Consider the following 20,795-nt stretch of genomic DNA (forward strand, 5'->3'; position numbering starts at 1 on the left):
CCGGGGCGGGCGGATCGGTGCGCGAGGCGGGACACACCGCGTTGTGAGAGAATTCCGGTCATTCGCGGCCGGCGTGGTTTTTCCGCCTGGCGCACAGCACCGGGAAAGAGACTGTGGGGGCCTCTATGCGTGGCGAGAAAATCTGCGAGCCGCTGATCGGCGCGGTGGCCGCGCTGGTGAGCGGGCTGGCGCTGGCCGGTTCGACGACCTGGCCGCCGACCGCGGTGATCGCGGCGGCGCTGATGTTCGGCGCCGTGTTCTGGGCCGTGGTGTGGGCTGTGACACAGGGCGCGGCCACGGCTTTCGGGGCCCGGATGGCCGTCGCTGTCGCGGCGGGTCTGCTGCTCGGTGAGCTCGCTGCGGTGGCGGTGTTCGGCGGGCAGATCGACCAGGTGCTGACCGCGCGGGATTCCCCGGCGGCCGCCACGGCAACGGCGGCACTGCAGCAGGCGCGTGCCGAGCGGACCGGTCTGGACGAGGCCGTCGCGCAGGCCAACCGCAATCGCGACGAGGCGCTCATCGTGGCGCGCTGCGAGGTCAATCCGTCCGCGGCCTGCCCGCAGATCCGCATCACCGGGGTGCCGGGTAGCGGTCCGGAAGCACGCACCGCCGATGCGTTCCTCGACGACGCCCAGCGCCGCCTCGACGCCGCGGTCGCCGACCGGGACGGCCGCGCGCCGGTGTTGGACGATGAGGTGCGCATCAGGGAGCAGGCGCTGGCGCAGGCGCGTCAGGACACCCTGACCGGTGGGCTCGGCGTGCGCTGGCAGGCGATGAACACCTATGTCCTCGACCATCCGGGTTCGGTGATCCTGCGGCTGCTGGTGGTCGCCTTCTTCGTGCTGCTGACGGTGTTGCCGCTGTGGCTGAAGCGGTGGCGTGGCACGACGGCGGTCGAGGCCGATACGGCGGCCGACACGGCGATCGCGGTCAATCGGGCGCAGGTGCGCGCCCAGGTCGATCAGATGTGGGCCGAGCAGGAGCTCAACAGCGCGCGGATGGCGATCGCGGCGCAGAACGAGATCGACGCCGAGCGGCAGCGCCGCCGGGTGGCTCAGGCGTGCGCGGCAGGGCCCGAGGTGCCCGAGGTGCCCGAGGTGCCCGAAGTGGTGGTGGCCGAGCGGGTGGCCCGAGCCGAGCTGCCCGCGGTGCAGAAGACCAGCGAGCTCGAGCCGCAGCGCGGGATGCCCGTCATCGGTGAGGTCACCAACGCCGCGGCGCGGCTGATCATGCCGTTCGTCCCGCCGATCGTGGCCGGGGCCGTCGACAACGTTTCCAGGAACGTCGCGCGGACGGTGGGCAAGCCCCTGCGCCAGGTGTTCACCGAGACCGAGGAGTTCCACTTCACGCTGCGGCGCACGCATCGGGTGACCGTCGAGTCGGACGCCGATCCCGAGGGTGCCGAGCAGCTCGGGCAGGTCACCTCGAACCGGGAGTGGGTGGATGCGACCGGGCCGCACATCGAGTCGCGGCGCACCGTGCTGCTCGACGAATCCGATGCGCCCGCGGAGCTGACCTCGGATGCGGGTCCGCGGCAACTGCCGCCCGGATAACGTCTCGTCATGACATTCTCGTCATGACATTTTTGCCACCTGTGATGTAACTTCGATCGACATCACGAGGCCCGCAGGCCTGCGCCGGGAGGAAAACAGGTGGACTCGACGCCGTTCGGCCACTATCAGCTGCGGGGGCTGATCGGCCGGGGCGGCATGGGCGAGGTGTACCGGGCCTACGACACCAAGACCGATCGCGTGGTGGCGTTGAAGGTGCTGCCGCCGCAGATGGCCCAGGACAAGGTGTTCCAGCAACGCTTCCGCCGCGAATCGCAGGCCGCCGCCGGGGTCAACGATCCGCATGTGGTGCCGATCCACGGTTTCGGTGAGATCGACGGCCGGCTGTACCTGGACATGCGCCTCATCGAGGGACGCACGCTCGGAGAACTGTTGTCCGAGACCGGCAAGCCGTTGGATCCGACGTTCGCGGTGAAGGTGGTCGAACAGATCGCCTCGGCGCTGGATGCCGCCCACCAGCAGGGCCTGATCCACCGCGATATCAAGCCGTCGAACATCCTGTTGACCAAGTCGAATTTCGCCTATCTCATCGACTTCGGTCTGGCCCGCACCGCGGGGGAGACCGGTATGACGACGGCGGGCAGCACGTTGGGCACGCTGGCCTATATGGCGCCCGAACGGTTCGACGGCGGGTATGCCGACGCCCGCGCGGACACCTACGCGCTGACCTGTGTGCTCTACGAATGTCTCACCGGTGCCAGGCCCTACCCGGCCGACAGCCTGGAGCAGCAGATCGCCGGGCACATGGTGTCACCGACGCCGAAACCCTCGGAAACGAATCCGCGGCTGGCCCCGTTCGACGAGGTGATCGCCACGGGCATGGCCAAGAAACCGGAGAAGCGGTATCAGACCGGTGCGGAGCTGGCGGCCGCGGCGACGCGTGCGCTGCGGGCTCCGGTGCGTATCACCGGATCCGGTCGGCACACGGCCCGGCGGCGGGCACCGCAGTCGCGCCGGACTCCGCGCCGGGCGCTGGTGCTGGCCGGGGTGTTGGTGCTCGTCGGTGCCGGTGTGGTCGGGGTGTGGAAGTGGCAGGAAACCCGTGACGCCGGGCAGTGGCCCGAGGGCGCGGTGCCCGCGATCGCCGCCGCGGTGCCCGCCGACGTGCGGGCCGCGGGCACACTCGTCATCGGTGTGAATGTGCCATACGCGCCAAACGAATTCACCAATTCCGACGGTGAGATCGTCGGGTTCGACGTGGATCTGATGGATGCGGTGGCGCGGACGATGGGCCTGGGCACCGAGTACCGCGAGAGCGAGTTCGACGACATCATCCCCGCGGTGCAGGCCGGCACGGTCGACGTCGGGATGTCATCGGTGACCGACACGGTGGCCCGGCAGAAGCTGGTCGATTTCGTCACCTATTTCCAGGCGGGCACGTTGTGGGCGCAGCGGGCGGGATCGTCGGTGGATCCGACCGCGGCATGCGGTTTACGGGTGGGTGTGGCCCACAGCGTGATTCAGGAGACGGCCGAGATCCCGGCCAAGAGCGACGAATGTGTGGCCGCTGGGCTGGCCCCGATCGAGAAGGTGGTCTTCGGCAGGCAGGACGATGTGACCGCGGCGTTGATCGCCGGCGATATCGATGCGATGAGCGCGGATTCGCCGGTCGCGGGTTTCGCCATCAAACTCAGCGGCGGCGCCCTGGTGCCTGCCGGGGAGGTGTTCGACTCCGCGCCCTACGGATGGCCGGTGGCCAAGGGATCGGAGCTGGCCCGGCCGTTGCTGCAGGCCGTCAACCATCTGATCGGCACCGGTGAGTACCGGACCATCGCCACCATGTGGGGTGTGGAGCGCGGCATGATCACCGAGCCGGTGATCAACGGCGCCGCGCGGTAGCGCTCAGTCGGTGGACCGCAGCCGCACCATCCGGGTGGTCGAGCTCTCGTCGAGCTCCACGACATCGGTGCGCGACCGCAGGAAATCGCTGAACGACCGAAAACCCAGCGACTTTTCGCTGAACGACGGGTCCATTCGCTTCATCTGCGCCTTGACCGCCGAGTTGTGCAGCCAGTCGACATCGTCTTTTTCGGTGCCGATGTGCAGGGCCCGGACCAACAGCGCCGTCGCCACCGTCTGGGGGTCGGGCTCGCCGGACTTCTTGGTGCGCCGGGCGGCGCTCTTGGGCTGGTCGGATGGCTCGAACACGGGCACCCCGGGCAGCGCGTCGTAGACGACGAACTCGTCGCAGGCCGAGGCCAGCGCCTTGCTCGACGACCCGGCCACACCGATGCCGACGACGTAGCGGCCCAGGCGCTTACAGCGCTGGGCCAGTGCGATGTAGTCCGAGTCGCCGGCGACGATGACGACATGGGTCAGGTCGGGCAGCCGGAACATGTCCTCCACGGCGTCGACGGCCAGCCGGATATCGGCGCCGTTCTTGCCGTAGGCCGCTGCCGGGAACAACTGGACGAGGTCGACTGCGCGGCCGACGAGTTGCTCTCGGTAGCCGGCATTGACCTCGGCCGACCAGTCGGCGTACGCACGGGTGAGGACCAGCGTGCCGAACGATGACGCGAAGTCCAGGACGGCCCCGACGTCGACGGTGGCGCGCTCCAGTGCCTCGGGCTGTAATCCCTTGGACTTGTCGCGCTGGAACGAGTTCCGCCCGTTCACCTGGTCGTAGCGGGAGATGACGATGTTGTCGAAGTCGAGATAGACCGCGACGCGGGTCGGTGCTGTTTCGGTCATGCAGACCAGTGTGGCCCACGGGGCTTCCGCGTGGCGCGGATGGTCCCCGGGAAGGGATAGGCTGGCAAGCGCACCACAGTGGTCCGGGGGCTTCCCGCCGCATAAGGACGGACCAGGGATTTCGGTGGCCATACGCGATATCGCGGACTACGCAAACCTCACTGATGCAGACGTCGACGCCATCGGTGCTGAGCTCGACGGCATTCGGCGCGAGGTGGAACAAAGCCTCGGTGCCGATGACGCCGCCTATATCCGCCATGTCATCGCCTTCCAGCGGACACTCGACCTCGGGGCGCGGTTGCTGCTTGCGGCGACGACGTCCAGAGCGGGCTGGTTGGTCGGCACCGCGGCATTGGCGTACGCGAAGTCCGTGGAGAACATGGAGATCGGGCACAACGTGTCCCATGGCCAGTGGGACTGGATGAACGACCCGGAGATCCACTCCAACACCTGGGAGTGGGACATGGTCGCATCATCTGCGCAGTGGCGGTACTCGCACAACTATCGCCACCACGTGTTCAGCAATGTGCTCGGTGTCGACGACGATCTCGGTTTCGGGGTCCTGCGGGTGTCGAGCGACCAGCCATGGAAGCCCGAGCATGTTCTGCAGCCGTTGCGAAACGTGTTGTTGGCGTTGATTTTCGAGTGGGGTATCGCGCGTCATGGTTACCACTCCGAGCGTGAGCGCAGCGACAGCAAGGAGGCGCAGCGGTCCGTCGGGCAGGTCATGTTCGCCAAGATCCGGCGTCAGGTTGCCAAGGATTACCTGCTCTGGCCCGTGCTGAGCGGTCGGCGTTGGCGCCGCATCCTGGCCGCCAACGCGAGTGCGAACCTGCTGCGCAATCTGTGGACCTATGTGGTCATCTTCTGTGGGCACTTCCCCGACGGGGTTCAGCAATTCGAACCTGCGGTGCTGGAAAACGAAACGCGGGCGCACTGGTATTTGCGCCAGATGCTTGGCGCCGCGAACTTCAGGGCGGGGCGGGTATTGGCGTTCTCCAGCGGGAACCTGTGCTATCAGATCGAACATCATCTGTTCCCTGACCTCCCCAGCAATCGGTATGCCGAGATCTCGGGGATGGTGCGGGGGCTGTGCGCGCGGTACGGGATCGCCTACACCACCGGCTCGCTGCCGCGGCAGTACCTGCAGACGCTGCGGACCAACTTCCGGCTGGCCCTTCCCGGCGGGCTGGCACTTCCCCACGAGTAGGTGTGTCCGCCGATCGGGGGAACCGTGCGGTCATCGGGTCGTGAAGAACCCGCATACGCGAATCGGCTAAACCCTTAGCCCGTCTTACTAGGCCAGCTGAGCGATGGTGCTACGACGAGCTAACGATTTTTCGCTCCCGCATCGTGTCCGCACCTGCCAGTTTCGGTGTGCGCGTACGGATCAGCTACCCCCGAATCGATACCCGAATGACTGTGATTCAACACACCGGGTGGGCTACATTGTGATCGCAGTCATAAGAAAGAGGTCGACATGAGTGGTGTTCTCCTGGCAGTCATCATGGTTCTGCTCGGTGCCGGCGCTGTCGGCGCTGTCGTGGTCGCCGCCCTCCTTGGCTACGGCACCGCGGCACTGGCCATCGGCATCATCTCCAGCGCAGCCTTCGCCGCGCGGACCGTCTGAGACCGCCTACCGGCGCAACCGCAGCCCCAGGCCCGTCGCCCGGATGGCCTGGCGGGAGATCGCTGCGCGCACCTCGGCTTCCGAGCCCACCACCCGCACCCGGTGCCGGGCCCGGGTGATCGCGGTGTAGAACAACTCCCTGGTCAACAGTCGGGAGTCCTCGGCGGGCAGCAGTACCGTCACCTCGTCGGCCTGGCTGCCCTGGGCCTTGTGAATCGTCATGGCGTACATGGTCTCCGCCTCGGACAGCCGGCCCGGCGCGAACGTCTGGCCACCGACGGCCACCCGCAGCCCGTCGGGCGAGGCCACCGTCACCCCGGTGTCGCCGTTGTAGAGCTTGAGCCCATAGTCGTTGGCGGTCACCAGGATCGGTCGCCCGGCGTACCACGTCGACCACAATGGATCACCGGTCGCCTCGGTCAACCAGCGTTGCACCTGGCGGTTCCAATGGGTCACCCCCACCGGCCCGTGCCGGTGCGCGCACAGCAGCCGATGCTCTTCCAGAGTGGCCTGGGCGGTGTCGATATCTCCCAGGACACACGCCTCGCGGAGCCGAAGCGCCTGCGCCGACAGCACATCCCGCAGCCCATCGGCCGATACCGACCACTCGATATGGTCTCCGCCGGCGGTCAGCACGTCCAGCGCGGCATCGGCGTCCCCGGTGCGCACCGCGTCGGCAAGCGTCCCGATCTGCGCCCCGAACCGGTGTGAGGTGCGCAGCGCCGCCACTCGGTCGGTGCCCAACCCGTCGACCAGATCGGCCAACACCGCGCCGGCCTCCACCGAGGCCAGCTGATCGGGATCGCCGACGAGCAGCAGCCGGGTCTGGGGCCGCACCGCCTCCAGCAGCCGGGCCATCATGGTCAGCGACACCATCGACGTCTCGTCGACCACGATCACGTCGTGCGGCAACCGGTTTCCGCGGTGATGGCGAAACCGGGACGAGGTGTCGGGCCGGGCGCCCAGCAGCCGGTGCAGAGTGGTCGCCGTCAGTCCCTGCAGGCGGGCGCGATCCTGCGGGGCGAGGTGCCCGATCTGTTCGGCGACCGCCTCCTGCAACCGGGCTGCCGCCTTGCCGGTCGGCGCGGCCAACGCGATCCGCGGGGCAGGCCGACCGGCCAACGCTGCCTGTTCGGCCAGCAGCGCCAGCAGCCGGGCCACCGTGGTGGTCTTGCCGGTGCCCGGACCACCGGTCAGGACCGTCAGCCCCTGGGTCAGCGCCCGCTGGGCCGCGGCGCGCTGTTCGGCCCACTCGTCGGGAAACAGCCGCAACACATCCGGGAGCTCACCGGTCGGTCGGGTGGACACCAGCGCCAACACGTCGGCGCAGACCTGTTCCTCCTCCAGCCAGTACCTATCGAGGTAGAGCAGGTCACCGAGCAACCGCAGCACGGGCGGGTCGGCGGACAGGGGGCTGGCCGCGACGGCGGACAACCACTCCTCGGCCACCAGGCCGGCTTCCGGGGCGGCGGCTCGCAGGTCCACGCACACCGAGCCGCCGCGCAGCGCACGCACCGCCAGTCGCACCGCCAGCAGCACCTCGGCCGAGGTCTCCCCGGCCAGGGCGGTCAGCCGTTGCGCCACATGGATATCCGCGGCGTCGAAGTCGATGGTCACGGTCCTCTCAACACCTCGGCGATGGCGACGACGAGCGCCGCGGGCGGTTTCCAGCTGAACACACCGGCCGGGTTGCCGTCGGTCACCGGGGTGTGCGGTCCGCACATGCCGCGCACGAACAGATACAGCACGCCGCCCAGGTGGGTATCGGGGTCGTAACCCGGTAGCCGCCAGGACAGGTAGCGGTGCAGCACAACGCTGTACAGCAGGGCCTGCAGCGGATAGTCCGAATGCAGCATCGCCTCGGCAAGCCGCTCGGGCCCGTAGTCGGCCGCGGTCAACGGCTCGTCGCCCACGCCGAGCCAGTTCGTCTTGTAATCCACCACCAGATACCGCCCGTCGACACGCAGCACCGCGTCGATGGAGCCGGAGAGATACCCGTGCAACGGCTGGGCACCCAGCGATCCCGAGGACAGCCGGTCGACGTAGCGGCGCATCGGATCCTCCGCGGGCAGATGCGTGGCCAGCAGCGCGGCCAGGTCGGTCAACCGCGCGAACCCGCCGACGGTGCCGTCGCCGCCGGCCAGCGGAATCTCGAAGTCCAACTCGCGCAGCCGATCCGCCAAACCGATCTGGCGCAGCGTGACACCGGGGGCCAGCGGACCCAGGTCGGTGTCGTGCAGCGGGACCAGCGCCGCCGCCAGTTCGGCAGCGGGCACCGTCACCGGCCACTGCGGGCTGTGGTGTTCGATATGGCCGAGCAGCTCGGCCGTCAGATCGCCCGCGTGCGGGTCGGCGGTCTCCAGGACGGCGTGCACCAGCGATCCGAATGCCGCGCCGACGGGCAGCTGCGCCATCGGGGACGCGACGTCCTCGCCGGTGGCCGGCGCCACCAGAGCGATATCGGCCACCTCGTCGTCGAGTTCGGCGATCTCGGGCTCGCTGGATACCGGCGCCTCCTCGGCCGCGCGCAGCAGACCCGAATACGACGTACGTCGCCACGACAGGTCGATGGGGCGGTGGAAACGTCGGATGCCCAGATCGCCCGGTGCGTCAGCGAGGTCGGGAGCCGGGACGGATTCGATCACCGAATCCTCCAACACGGGCCCACCCGCATCGGCCCATTCCTGCAACCTGTCCCTGGCATCGGCATCGGAGAGCCGGTCCGGCGAGCACACGGCAGGCACCTGCGCCTGCCCGGGCCGGCGTCCGCGCAGCAGCCGGGACAGGCCGCCGTTGCGTTCATCCCATGACGGTGCCCACCAGGCCACCACCTGGGAGCAGGCGCGCGTCATCGCCACATAGGTCAGCCGGCTGTCGTTGGCTGCGGCCTCTGCCTTGCCAGCGCGCAGGACGTCGGGACCGGCCTCGCCGACATGCAGGCACCGGACGTCCCCGTCGTGGTAGAGCACCGGGTTCGGTTCGGGTGCATAGCGATTGAAGGCGAACGGCAGATAGACCACCGGGTATTGCAACCCCTTGGACACCCATACCGTCATGATCTGCACCGCCGCGGCATCACTGTCCAGGCGCCGGTTGCGTTCGGTGGCCCCGCCGTCCTCACCGGTCTGGGTGCGCAACCAATCCCGCAGCGCGGGCAGGCCGTAACCCTGCCGGTGCGCGGTCTCCTGCAGCAGCTGCGTCACATGCGCCAGGTCGGTCATCAACCGCTCGCCACCCTGCCAGGACAACACCTGCGTGCCCATCCCGGCCAGCTGGGCCGCCTCGAACACCGCGGCGACCCCGCGCTCACGGGCATGCCCGGCCCAGCTGCGCAACTCCTCGGCCACCCGGTCGGTCAGCGCATCGCCGCCGGCGGCAAGGGTTTCGGCGGTCTCGCGGAAGAACAGCGTCGCCGCCGCGGCCCGCACCAACCCGGAGCGGTGCGGTTGGTCGAACGCCTCGAGCAGGCACAGCCAATCGTGTGCGGCGCGGGAGGCGAACACGTTCGAGTCCCCGGTGTAGACCGCCGGGATCCCGGCCTTGGCCAGCGCCGCGTCACAGGCCCTGGCGTCCCGATGGGTTTCGACGATCACCGCGATATCGCGCGCCTGCAGCCGCCGCCCGTCGAAGGTGGCTCCGCTGTTCAACAACGCACCGATATCGGCGGCCAGATCGTCACCGATATGGGTGCGTAACCGGTCCATCGAGATGGTGCGGGTACCGCTCCCGGTGCGTGAGACCACCCGCAACCGGAACGGGTCGTTGCGCGGGGCGCCGGCCAACCGGGTGCCCCGGTGGTGGGCCTCGACATCGTGCACGACGATCTCGGGACCGCCGAGCTGGGCGCCGCCGAGCACCACCTGCAGCCGCTCGACCAGATCGGCATCGCTGCGCCAGTTGGTGCCGAGGGTCTGCTTGTCGCCCGCGGTCTGCGCGGCACGCAGGTAGGTGTCGATATCGCCGCCGCGGAAACCGTAGATGGCCTGCTTCGGGTCGCCGATGAGCACCAGGGTGGACTGCCCCGCGAAGGCCCGCTCCAGGACCTGCCACTGCACCGGGTCGGTGTCCTGGAACTCGTCGACCATCACCACCGGCCAGCGCTGCGGCATCTGCACCCTGGCCGCGGAATCCGGGTCGTCCAGTGCATCGGCCAACCGGGTCAGCAGATCGTCATAACCCAGAATTCCGTTGCGGCGCTTACGGATCTCCAACTCGGCCAGCACGTCCCTGGCGAACGCCAGCGCGACGGCGGTGCCGGAATCGGGGTCGGGATCGGACGGCCGCAGTTCCGCGGCGGGGTTGCGGACCACCTGTTTGGCCAGTTGCCGGGCGTCGCGATAGGTCAGCGCGGGGTGGTCACCGTCCTGGCCGAACCGGGCCAGGTAGTGATCGTCGACGATCTCGGATACCAGCTCGTCGAGGTTCTCCACCAGCGTCAGACCGCTGTCGCTGTCACCGGCCACGCCGAGCGATTTCAGCACGATGCTGCAGAACTGGTGGGTGGTCGCGATGGTCGCCGCGTCGAAACCGGCGAGGGCGTCACGCAGTCGCTGATGCCTGCCGTGGTGATCGTCGGCGATCAGATGGCGCAGCAGATCATTGGTGGCCAGCCCCGGATCCTCGAACGCCGCGATGGCCTCGACGATCTGGCCGCGCACCCGTTCGCGCAGTTCCTGGCTGGCGGCGCGGCCGAAGGTGATCAGCAGCATCTGGTCCAACCCGGCCCGATCCTCGGCGACCATCCTGGTGACCAGACCGGCGAGGGCGAACGTCTTGCCGGTACCCGCACTGGCCTCCAGCACCGTGGTGCTGCCCGGCGCAGGCAGCGGCCCGGTCAGGTCGAAGGTCTTCACCGGGCCGCCTCCTCGGCGTCCAGCAGTGGTAGCCACAGCCGGGATGCGTACTCGGGCAACCCGTCGAGATCCTCGAGCGCCGCGTCGCGGCCCCAGACCCGTTCGATGGCCGGGTCGTCGCGCTCGTTGCGCCACCGGTAGGAGGCGGGCTGGTGCGGATCATCGCCGACGTGGCGGGCCGCGGCCCAGGCATGGCTGGTCTTGATGGGCAGTGGGAGCGGACGACGCCGGCCCTCGTCGTACATGGACACCAGATCGCGCAGCAGATTCGTGGCGTCCTGCGGTGCGCCCAAACCGGTGACCCGGGGCTGCACGCCGCGCGGTGGGCGGCCGATACAGACCGCCGACCAGTGCGCCCCGCGCGCAGCGGTCAAGGCCAGCAAAGGAATCCAGGCCGCCAGCAGGTGTTGCCCGCCGAGCTTGGAATAGGTGACGCTGACCAGGCGCTCGCCGAAGACCAGCGGTACCGTGCCGGTGAGGCGTCGGCCCGCGCCCAGGTCGATGTCGACGTCGAAGGCCTGACCGTCGGCGCCGCGGTAGCGCAGCGCCTCGGCGGCCAGCAACGCGGCCTGATCGCGTAGTGCGATGGCGCGCCGCCACCCGAGCTTGCCCGGCGGCAGTGTGCCGCGGCGCCATTCGGCCTGCTGGGCATCCTGGGGTGTCATACCGCGCATGATGTCGCCGAGCATGCGGTCACCGACCGTCCACTCCGCAAGGGCGTCGATCTCGACGGGCATGACATCGGAGACGCCGTCGACATCCCAGGGCAGGGTGTAGTCCAGCGCGCGGAAGAAGCCCTTCACCGGATTCTTGAAGAAGCCGATCAGATCGGCCAGCGGCACGTCGCCGGCGAGCTTGTCGGGCAGTGGACCGGACACGAAACTCGGCTGTGCGCTGCGCCGGCCCGCCATCGCCTCGGCGGTGTCGAGCACCGTCCGATCGAAGCTGAACGGCCGGTCCGGGATCAGGCGGCCCGGGCGGACGTTCTCGATATCGAAGGGTTGCAAGGGGTGACGGGTCACTGCGGTGTCGGGGTGCTCGGCCGATTCGGCTGTGCTGCGCACGGCATCGAGCAGTTCGGCGATCGGAACGGCGGGCGGGCGGGGCTGCCCGGTGTATTCGTTGGCGCCGGTGTAGGTGATCACCAGCGTCTCGGTGGCCGCGCCTATCGCGTCCAGCAGGAGCTGTCGATCTTCGGAGCGGGTGTCGCGTTCACCGGTGTGCGGGTCGCGGGCCAGGATGTCGTCACCGTCGACGACGCCCCGGCGGGGGAACACGCCGTCGTCGAGTCCGACCAGGCACACCACCCGGTGCGGAACCGAACGCATCGGCACCATGGTGCACACCGTGAGCGTGCCGGTCCGGAAATTTGCGCGGGTGGGGCGGCCGGCCAGGTTGCGGTCCAGGAGGGCGCGAATATCGCTGAGCCGCAACGCAACCGTTGAACCTGCCGCGTTCCCCGCGATACCGGCGAACTCGCGGTGTACCTGGGCCGCCGGCCAGTCCTCCTCGGTGAGGGCCAGGGATTCGATCGCCTCGGTGAGGGTCTGCAGCCAGTCGCCCAACGGCCGGCTGCCCGTCATGGCGCGTACCGCATCGGTGAGCCGTTCGACGAAGTCGGCGAATCGCCCGGCGAGCTCGACCCGGTTGCTGCTGACATCGTCCAACGGCAGTGTGGTGCCCAGCCAGGCGTGCGAGTCATCCGACATCGCGACACCGGCCAGAATGCGATCCAGCCCGAATCGCCATGTGTTGTGCAGGTATTCGACCCCGTAGGGGCGACGGTGGTCCTGGTCGAAACCCCATCGGATGTTCGCCTCCCGCACCCAGGCGGTGATGGTGTCCAGATCGTCATCGGTGAAACCGAAGCGCATCCGCACCGGTGCCGCACCGGCGAGGTTCAGCACCTCGCTGGCCTGGGCGCGTCCACCGGCGAGCGTGAGAAGTTGACCGGCCACGCTCAGTAGCGGGTTGGTCTGCACCAGCGCGCGGTCGGCCAGGCGGACGCGCAACCGGTGGGCCGGATGCGCGTCGTGCACCACGTCACCGAGGCCGAATCCGGCGGTGATCAGCGGGGCGTAGGTCTCGATGTCCGGGCACATCACCAGGATGTCGCGTGGTTCCAGGGTGGGGTCGTCGGCGAGCAGACCCAGCAGGACCTCGCGCAGGACGTCGACCTGGCGGGCCGCGCCGTGGCAGGCGTGGAGCTGCACGGAGCGGTCGGTGCGCAGGTGACGCCGGCCCGCCGGGCGCACCGCGTCGGCGGCGATATCGGACTGCAGCCAGCCCAGCATGGTGTCGGGATAGCTTGTCGCGGGCAGGTATTCGTCAGTATCAGGGACGGGCAGGCCGCGTTGCAGCTCGCGCAGGTCACGGCCGAGGGTTGCCAGCAGCGGATGTCCGACGGTGCGATGGTCGGTGTCTTCGCGGCGCGGGATGCTGCCGCGCCGGCCGGCCAATGCCCGCCACAGCGGGTCGCTGGGATGGGGCAGCCACAGATGCAGGTCGTGCTGTGCCGAGACGGCCTGCAGCAACTCGATCTCGGTGGCCGGGATGCGGGTGTGGCCGAACAGTGACAGCCGGGGCGGCAGCGCGCTCGGCGCGGTGCGCAACTTCTCGACCGCGTCGCGGTGTGCGATATGCGGCGGGGCGGCGTCGACGCGCGCGATCAGCCGTTCCCACAGCGGGCGCTGCCAGGCCAGATCGGCGGGCATGTCATCCCAGTCGATCAGCAGGCCGGGGCGTTGGCGTGCGTAGGAGGAGAACAACCCCGCCAGTCGACGCGCGACCGCGTAGCGGCGGCCCTGTCGCAACTCGCGTTCCTCGCCGTCGGCGAAATGGCCGAGGTGGTTGGCCAGCGTCGTGCACCAGGGCTCGTCCAGGCTGTCGTCGATCACCGCCAGCAGCGGCCACACCATGGCGTCGGGGGCCCATGGATCGCCTGTGTCGATACCGGTCAGCTCGGCCAGCAGGGAGCGCGGGTTGCGGAACTCGATGCCCGCGCACACCCCGAGCCGATTGGCCAGCCGCTGACCGAGCCAGCGTTCGACACCTTTGGCGGGTACGAGCACCAGTTCGGTGGCGAATGGGTCGGCCATCGGCTCGGCGAGCATCGATGCCAGGCCATCGGCGAGCACATCGGTGCGCTCGGCACGGTGCAGGTGCAAGGCCATCGCCGCTCAGCGTAACGGGCTGGGCACAAAGCAAGACATGACAGGTGAAGGTCGGGAAAACACCCGCGCGGTCGGTCTAGGCTGCCGGGGACGACGACGCGTGCCACGGCACGACGACAGAGGGAGTTGGCGTTGATCAGGACACTTGCAGTCAGCGGAGCTGCGGTCCTTGCGCTGTCGGTGGCGGGCGCCCCGACCGCGTCGGCTGCGACGGCATGGACGATGCCCAATTTGCGGGGGCTGAGCCTGGCCGATGCACAGGCGCTGTACGACACGACGGTCAAGGATGCCGGCGGTCCGGAGCTGGAGGTCATCAACGCCTACGTGGAGAGCTGGACCATCCGGGCTCCGAGCATGTGGGATGTCTGCAAGCAGCAGCCGGCGGCGGGCAAGAGCCTCAGCGCCAAGACATGGACCGCGATCGCGGTCAACAAGCGCGGCGACTGCTAGCTCGTCGACTTCTTGTACTCCTCGGCCAGCCCGTCGATACCAGCCTGAATCGCATCGATCGCGATCTGGCGGGCCTTGAGCTTGCTGGCCAGGTGGGCCTTCAGGTTCAGGGTGGCGGCGTATTCGGCGCCGATCTCCTGGGCGCGCGTCAGCACGGTGTCATGCTCGACGATCTCGTCCGCCCAACCGGCGTCGATCGCCGCGTCGCCGGCGAACACGGCGGCCACCGATACCGCGCGCGAATAGGCCGGCGGGGTCAGCCGCATCCGCATGATCTCCAGGGCGGCCTGGGGGATGACCATGCCGATGGCCACCTCGTTGGCCTGGAAGCGCGACTTCACCGATCCGACCCGGTGGTCACCGGTCAGCATCAAAAACGATCCCATGGCGATCGCGGGCCCGGTCGAGGCCATCACCACCGGGGCCGGGAAGGTCAGCACCCGCAGCGCCAGTTCGAATCCGCCGCGCAGCATGCCGTACCCGGCGTCGGCATCGCCGGAGGCGAAGACGCTGAGTTCGAAACCGGCGCTGAACACCCGCCCGTTACCCGCCAGCACCACGGCCTTGACGGTTCCGGCGGCGACATCGGCGGCCGCCTGATCGAACGCGGTGTTGATGGCGGCCTGCATCGCCGGTGAGAGCGCATTGACCTTGCCGTCGTCCAGGGTGATGGTGGCGACGGCTTCGTGCACGGCATAGGTGGCGGTCATAGGTCCGGATGTTACGGAGCGTGCTCGCGAATTCCGATGGCGGGGCTGGAGTGATGCCGTCCGGTGGGCTGCTGCTGTGCGGTCTGGCCCCCGTTGTTCGATGAGCCGCCGTTGTGGGGTGAAGCGTTGTTCCATGGGAAGTCGAGTTGGGTGGTGTCGTCGCTCTGCCGGGTGCGCCAGCGGTCTTGGGTTTCGCGCACCGCCTGGTTCATCCGCTCGATCTCCGCCCGGTACACCTCGGGCCGGGTCTCCTTGGACGCGTAGTGGAAGTAGGTGAGCACGCTGCGCAGCAGCTCCAGCTTCTGCTTCTCCCGCTTGGCCAGGTCGTGGGTGGTCAGCAGTTCGAGGCGCTGCACCGGTTGCAGTGTCGCCCAGTCCAGGACGACGGCGGATTCGAAGTTGCGGGTGTCGGCCCGGTATCGGACGGTGCCTTCGAACCGGGAGCCGATCTGCTCGCCGAACTCCGCGCGGCTGATCGCCGAGTCCCACACCGTTCGCCACTCTTGCCCGGGCGCCAACACGGGGAGTTCGCTGGGCAGCGTCAATTCGGCGATCTCGGGCAACCGGTCGGGATAGCCGTCCTCGTAACGCCCGACGGTCAGCGGGGTGGCGAACTCGAGTCGGATGTCCTGCGCCGCGGTCTGCCCGAAGTTACGCACCACCAGCTCGATGACATGCCAGTCGGTCGGGTGGGGTTCGATGAATACGGACACGTGCGGCCGTATTTCATCGCTTCTGAGCTGGCGGTTTCGCTTCAATGTGCGGGCGGTGAAGATCAGCGCCGCGAGCGCGAGGGTCAACCCTGCCCACGCCGCGATCGCCAACCATCCCGTCGAGCCGAGGCCGGACAGGTCGGCCCACCGATCTTCGAACCAGTCCACCGTGACCTCGTGTCATCGAAAGCGAATAGAGAACTTCGCTGATGATCGCACACGATGTGGTGCACGGCGTTGCTAGGACGTGTTCTAGGAGGCAGTTGCCAGCGCCATCGCCGGTGTCGGTGCTGTGCGTTCGGCGGCCAGCAGGCGCTCGCCACGGTCGAGCCAGTCGAGGTCGTGCCATTGGACCCGAGCGGGCAGGCGCCGCCAGTACCGCGGGTGGTTGTGCAGGTGCATCTGCACGCTGGCATGCACCGCCGCGGCCTCGGGAAGCGTGCGCAGCGCCAGCGTCAGCGCCGAACTCTCGGCCTCGGCGTGCACCGACGGGGCGGTGTCCAGTCGCAGACCGGCCCGTGCGGCGCCGTCGAGCATCCACTCCAGGGTCAGGGCGCCGCCGACGATGTCCCGGTGGGTTCCGCGAAACCACACCTCGTCCACGCCGTCGACGCGTTGCAGTGACGTGCCACCGTCGATGGCAAGGGCGTGGCGGCCCTCGACGACGGCCACGGGCCCGCCCGCCCCACGGATGGGTGCGCTGTCCCACAACCCGAGGAAGCGCACCGGCACCGCGATATCGTCGTGCTCGGCCAGCCCGGCGACCACCTCGGTGACTCGGCGCCATTCCTGTGCCGACCGTTCGGTGCGGGGCAGGGCGTAGGTCGACAGCATGTAATCGCGCAGCTCGCCGTCGAGCACGCCGATGGCGCCCAGCAGCCGGGCCAGGGCCTGTGCGCATGCCGCGCCGCTGCCGGCCCCGAAGACGTACACCGGGTCGCCCGGATGCCAGTGCTCGGTGAGGAAGTCGTAGGCCGCCGCCACCGCCTGGCGGGCCTGCTCGGCGCGTCGGCTGGTGTGCCGGTGCCAGCTGATCTGGTCGGCGGGGTCGACGCGGCGGAACAGCGCCGCGGCGTTGGTTTCCCCCGCTTGGTCGAAGCACAGCACGATATTCGTCACGGCAACCCCCCGGTATGCACTTGAATCGAATCCTGGCGAATCATTCTGCCAAGCTCGCTCGTCGCAACCTAGGCGGAATCTCGCCCATGACGATAGCTTTGTCGACGAATTTCGGTGTCTAAACCGCCATGTGCGACGGAATTCGTCGGAAGTCGGCCGGAAAACGCACGGCCGGCAGTCGGCCGAGCTATTTCGGTCAGTTCAGCGCAATCCGTCCGCCGGCGCTGCCGAGGTCACCGGAGACCTGGATGAACTCCGGGTTGCTGTCGGCGGGGATGTCGTAGGCGACGGTCACCTGCACCGGCTCGCCCGGATACAGCACCGCCGAAATCCCGTTGAGGTAGAAGGTCGCCTCGGTATCGGGCGAGTACGGCTGCCCGCCCGCGGTCAATACCTGCTGGTCGGACAGGAACGTGGCGGGGGACTGGCCGTTGTTGAGGAACGTCAGCTTGACCAGGACGAACTTTCCGGTTGCCGTCTTGGTGAGGAATTCGTTGTCGACCGCAGACACCGTCGGGACGGTATCGACGCCGTTCTGGGTGATCGTCACGTCACCGTCGACGACCGATCCTTCGGCCGGGGCGGCCGCGTCACCGGCGTCGGCGGAATCCGTCGTGGGAACGGCGGGCGCAGTGGCCCCATCGGTCTCCACGGTCCCATCCGTACCAGTGGCGGCGGGGGATCCGGAGCCCGGATCGGCGAACGCGAAGGCCCAGACGAGCACGCCGACCAACACGATCAGCAACGCCGCAACGCCCAGCAGGTAGCCCTTGAGCGGGCTCTTCGGCGCGGGTTTGGCCTCGATGGCCCCGACATCCCCGAACGCGACGGGTTCGGCAGGCGGTGGAAGGGTCGGCACCACCGCGGTGGTCTGGTCGAAGGCGGGGGTCGTGGGCGTCACGGTCGGAATGGTGAGGTCCGGCTGTGGCCAGTCGTCGGCGGGCTGCTCGCTCGGCTCGGGTGCCTCGGCCGGCGCGTCGACGGCCGGTTCGGGTTCGGGTTCTGTTTCGTATTCCGAGGCTACCGGCTGGTCCTGCTCATCCTGGTCGTGCGCATATCCGTCCGCAGACTCGGCCTCGGGAGCGATCTCGGGCTCTGGCTCCGGTTGCGGGTCGGCGGCGATGACGGGTGGCTCACCCTTGCCGGCGTCCTCCCAGGACGGCATCGCCATCACGTCTTCGGGCCACGGCGGCAACTCTGCGGGCCAGGCCGACGTCTCTTCGGTGAACTCGGGTCCCTCGGGGCGCTGGGCGGTCCACTCCGTGCCGTCCCAATAACGTTGACCTCCGGAACCGTCGGGATCCGGGTACCAGCCGGCCGCGGTCGGCGGTGTCGTCATGCGGGGTTTCCTCCCTAACGCGCGCCCGAGAGCGCTGTGACCTCGCACAATAGTCCAGCCAGCAAACGGTCGCGAAATTATCGCCGGTCAGCGGATGAGGTCAGCCGCCCATCAGCATGCGCCACTGGTCCAGATTGCTGGCGCGGTAGACGTAGTTGGAGCGCTTCACGTCCGACAGCGGGGCGCTCGGCTCGGCGGAATACCAGTGGCCGGGGAACACGGTCGGATCGCCGGACAGCTTCGACAGTTTCTGCAGGCTTGCGAACATATCGTCGACGTTGCCGCCTGGGAAGTCGGTGCGCCCGCAGCCCTCCAGGAACAGGGTGTCGCCGGCGACCAGTCGGCCGTCGAGCAGGAAACACTGGCTGCCCGGGGTGTGTCCGGGGGTGTGCAGCAATTCGATGTCGATACTGCCCACGCTGACCTTGTCGCCGTGCTGGTGGCCGGTCAGCTCGCTCACCGCGATGCCGGTGACATTGGAAACCCATTCGGCCTCAAGGGCGTTGACGTGTACCGGGACGCTGACCCGCTCAAGCAGCTCGGCGACGCCGGCCAGTGTGAAGCCCATCATGGTGCCGCCGACGTGGTCGGGGTGGTGATGGCTGACCAGCACGCCGGACAGCCGCATGCCGTCGGCCTCCAGGGCGTCGACCAGCTCGCCCGCCGAGTACGCCGGGTCTACCAGGACGGCGTCGCCGGTCTCGCGGTCACCGATCAGGTAGGCGAAGTTGCGCATCTGTTGGGCGATCGGGTCGCCGGCCGCGAAGTCGCGACCCGACAGCAGCTGGCGGAAGTACAGGCGATCAGCGTCGGAAGCCATGCGCAACACCTTATGGGTAGGCGCGTGGACGCCCGAAACTGCAGGTCTAAAAACCGCACGTCAGCGCGTGTTTAAAGCCACTGCCCCGTTATCTGGTATTTCAGATGCAGGATTTGTAGCGTCAGCGCCATGCAACTCACCCGGTTCACCGACCTGGGTCTGCGCACGATGATGCTGCTGGCCGCGGGGGACGCCGCCGAACGCCGCATCACCACCCGCTCGATCGCCACCGGCGCCGACGCCTCCGAACATCACGTCGCCAAGGCCGTCGCCCGGCTTGTCGACCTCGGCATGGTCAACGCCAAACGCGGTCGCGTGGGCGGGCTTTCGCTCACCGAGGACGGGCGCACGGTGTCACTGGGCTGGCTGGTGCGCCGCCTGGAAGGCGACGCCGAGGTGATCGACTGCGCCGGGGACCGGCCGTGCCCGCTGATCGCCGGCTGCCGACTGCGCCGGGTGCTGGCCGAGGCCAAAGAGGCCTTCTACCGAGAGCTGGACAACCACACCCTCGGCGACCTGACCGGCAGCGGCTTGCTGCCGGTAGTGACACTCCCGTTGGAAATCGCAGGAAGGAACACCCCATGACCGTCGTCGTTGCCCCCGAGGAACTGCAGCCCGCGCACGCCGAGATGATCAAGGCCACGCTGCCACTGGTGGGCGCCCATATCGACGCCATCACCAGCTCCTTCTACAAGAGGCTCTTCGCCGCACACCCGGCGCTGCTGCGCAATCTGTTCAACCGGGGTAATCAGGCCCAGGGTGCACAGCAGCGGGCGCTGGCCGCGTCGATCGCGACGTTTGCGACACACCTGGTCGATCCGAACCTGCCGCATCCCGCCGAGCTGCTCTCGCGGATCGGGCACAAGCACGCGTCGCTGGGCGTGACGGCCGACCAGTACCCGATCGTGCACGAGCACCTGTTCGCCGCGATCGTGGAGGTGCTGGGCGCCGAGACCGTCACCGCCGAGGTGGCCGAGGCCTGGGACCGCGTCTACTGGATCATGGCGAACACCCTGATCGACATGGAGCGCGGCCTGTACGAGCAGGCCGGGGTGCCCGCCGGTGACGTCTACCGGCGCGCCCAGGTGACCGCCCGGGTCGACGACCCCTCGGGTGCGGTGCTGGTCAGCGTCGCCTCCGATCTGGATTTCGGCGCCGGACAATATGTTTCGGTCGGTGTGACACTGCCCGACGGGGCTCGCCAGCTGCGTCAGTACAGCCTGGTGAACAAGCCGGGCGACGGGCAGTTGACCTTCGCGGTCAAGCCCGCAGGTGAGGTGTCGGAGTGGATCCGCGACAACCTGCGCGTCGGCGATCTGCTGGATGTGACGGTGCCCTTCGGCGACCTGCCCGCGCCCACACCCGGTGTGCCGCTTGTGCTCATCTCCGCCGGGATCGGCATCACCCCGATGATCGGCATCCTGGAGGCGCTGCCCGCCGATACCCACGTGCAGGTGTTGCACGCCGATCGCAGTGAGCAGACCCACCCGCTGCGGGAACGCCAGCGCGAGCTGGTCGACGCACTGCCCAACGCCACCCTGCAGCTCTGGTACGAGGACCTGATGTCGCTGGACGGCGTGCAGCTGCCCGAGGACGCCGAGGTCTACCTGTGCGGTAACGACGGGTTCGTCCGCGCGGTGCGTGATCAGCTGCTGGCCCGCGGGGTCACCCGGGTGCACAGCGAGCTGTTCAGCCCGAACGACTGGCTGCTGTCGTAGTTCGTCTG

Annotated in this window: 16 protein-coding genes; 7 read left to right on the forward strand and 9 right to left on the reverse strand. The window is 68.6% G+C overall.

All coding sequences use genetic code 11. The features are described 5' to 3' along the window. Positions 1-125 precede the first annotated feature (125 nt). Positions 126-1,553: a DUF4407 domain-containing protein gene (locus tag FBY28_RS17780; protein ID WP_141868726.1), complete on the forward strand. Its 1,428-nt coding sequence runs from the start codon at positions 126-128 to the stop codon at positions 1,551-1,553. A 99-nt stretch (positions 1,554-1,652) separates the two neighbouring features. Next, on the forward strand, positions 1,653-3,410 hold the full coding sequence (stpK7, locus tag FBY28_RS17785) for a serine/threonine protein kinase StpK7 (RefSeq protein ID WP_141868727.1): 1,758 nt from the start codon (positions 1,653-1,655) through the stop codon (positions 3,408-3,410). A 3-nt stretch (positions 3,411-3,413) separates the two neighbouring features. Here stpK7 and FBY28_RS17790 read toward each other — a convergent pair whose 3' ends face one another. Continuing rightward, positions 3,414-4,262, reverse strand: a complete 849-nt coding sequence (locus FBY28_RS17790) for an NYN domain-containing protein (RefSeq protein WP_141868728.1) — start codon at positions 4,260-4,262, stop codon at positions 3,414-3,416. A gap of 124 nt (positions 4,263-4,386) precedes the next feature. Here FBY28_RS17790 and FBY28_RS17795 point away from each other — a divergent pair, with 124 nt between their 5' ends. Both FBY28_RS17795 and FBY28_RS25910 read left to right on the forward strand, forming a co-directional pair. After that, complete coding sequence (locus tag FBY28_RS17795; protein WP_141868729.1) at positions 4,387-5,472, forward strand: fatty acid desaturase family protein; 1,086 nt, start codon at positions 4,387-4,389, stop codon at positions 5,470-5,472. Positions 5,473-5,742: 270 nt separating this feature from the next. Further along, positions 5,743-5,892: a hypothetical protein gene (locus tag FBY28_RS25910; protein ID WP_174241674.1), complete on the forward strand. Its 150-nt coding sequence runs from the start codon at positions 5,743-5,745 to the stop codon at positions 5,890-5,892. Positions 5,893-5,898: 6 nt separating this feature from the next. Here FBY28_RS25910 and recD read toward each other — a convergent pair whose 3' ends face one another. From recD to recC, 3 genes are read right to left on the reverse strand one after another with little or no spacing between them, the layout of a single operon-like run. After that, positions 5,899-7,509: an exodeoxyribonuclease V subunit alpha gene (gene recD, locus FBY28_RS17800; RefSeq protein ID WP_141868730.1), complete on the reverse strand. Its 1,611-nt coding sequence runs from the start codon at positions 7,507-7,509 to the stop codon at positions 5,899-5,901. After that, the gene (gene recB, locus FBY28_RS17805; protein ID WP_141868731.1) at positions 7,506-10,745 is read right to left on the reverse strand and encodes an exodeoxyribonuclease V subunit beta; all 3,240 of its coding nucleotides are present in this window, start codon (positions 10,743-10,745) and stop codon (positions 7,506-7,508) included. The genes recD and recB overlap by 4 nt, the downstream gene beginning before the upstream one ends. Beyond that, a complete protein-coding gene (gene recC / locus FBY28_RS17810) occupies positions 10,742-13,918 on the reverse strand; it encodes an exodeoxyribonuclease V subunit gamma (RefSeq protein WP_141868732.1) in 3,177 nt (1,058 codons plus the stop codon). Before recC ends, recB begins: the two co-directional genes overlap by 4 nt. Positions 13,919-14,050: 132 nt before the next feature. Here recC and FBY28_RS17815 point away from each other — a divergent pair, with 132 nt between their 5' ends. Further along, on the forward strand, positions 14,051-14,368 hold the full coding sequence (locus FBY28_RS17815; RefSeq protein ID WP_141868733.1) for a PASTA domain-containing protein: 318 nt from the start codon (positions 14,051-14,053) through the stop codon (positions 14,366-14,368). Here FBY28_RS17815 and FBY28_RS17820 read toward each other — a convergent pair. From FBY28_RS17820 to FBY28_RS17840, 5 genes are all read right to left on the reverse strand, one after another. Beyond that, positions 14,365-15,078, reverse strand: coding sequence for a crotonase/enoyl-CoA hydratase family protein (locus FBY28_RS17820; protein ID WP_141868734.1), 714 nt, complete (start codon positions 15,076-15,078; stop codon positions 14,365-14,367). The genes FBY28_RS17815 and FBY28_RS17820 overlap by 4 nt on opposite strands. A gap of 11 nt (positions 15,079-15,089) precedes the next feature. Continuing rightward, positions 15,090-15,959, reverse strand: a complete 870-nt coding sequence (locus tag FBY28_RS17825; protein ID WP_141868735.1) for a DUF8453 domain-containing protein — start codon at positions 15,957-15,959, stop codon at positions 15,090-15,092. A gap of 84 nt (positions 15,960-16,043) precedes the next feature. After that, entirely contained in the window at positions 16,044-16,910 is an 867-nt protein-coding gene (locus tag FBY28_RS17830) for a phospholipase effector Tle1 domain-containing protein (RefSeq protein ID WP_141868736.1), read from the reverse strand. Between the two features lie 196 nt (positions 16,911-17,106). Beyond that, on the reverse strand, positions 17,107-18,249 hold the full coding sequence (locus FBY28_RS26240; RefSeq protein ID WP_286178213.1) for a DUF4352 domain-containing protein: 1,143 nt from the start codon (positions 18,247-18,249) through the stop codon (positions 17,107-17,109). 100 nt (positions 18,250-18,349) lie between these two features. Beyond that, the gene (locus FBY28_RS17840) at positions 18,350-19,069 is read right to left on the reverse strand and encodes an MBL fold metallo-hydrolase (protein WP_141868737.1); all 720 of its coding nucleotides are present in this window, start codon (positions 19,067-19,069) and stop codon (positions 18,350-18,352) included. Between the two features lie 129 nt (positions 19,070-19,198). On the opposite strand from FBY28_RS17840, the gene FBY28_RS17845 reads away from it, so the two are divergent. Both FBY28_RS17845 and FBY28_RS17850 read left to right on the forward strand, forming a co-directional pair. Next, positions 19,199-19,654, forward strand: a complete 456-nt coding sequence (locus FBY28_RS17845; protein WP_141868738.1) for an RrF2 family transcriptional regulator — start codon at positions 19,199-19,201, stop codon at positions 19,652-19,654. Next, positions 19,651-20,787, forward strand: a complete 1,137-nt coding sequence (locus FBY28_RS17850; RefSeq protein ID WP_141868739.1) for a globin domain-containing protein — start codon at positions 19,651-19,653, stop codon at positions 20,785-20,787. Before FBY28_RS17845 ends, FBY28_RS17850 begins: the two co-directional genes overlap by 4 nt. Positions 20,788-20,795 lie beyond the last annotated feature (8 nt).

The organism is Arthrobacter sp. SLBN-53 (assembly GCF_006715585.1).
GTDB lineage: Bacteria > Actinomycetota > Actinomycetes > Mycobacteriales > Mycobacteriaceae > Mycobacterium > Mycobacterium neoaurum_A.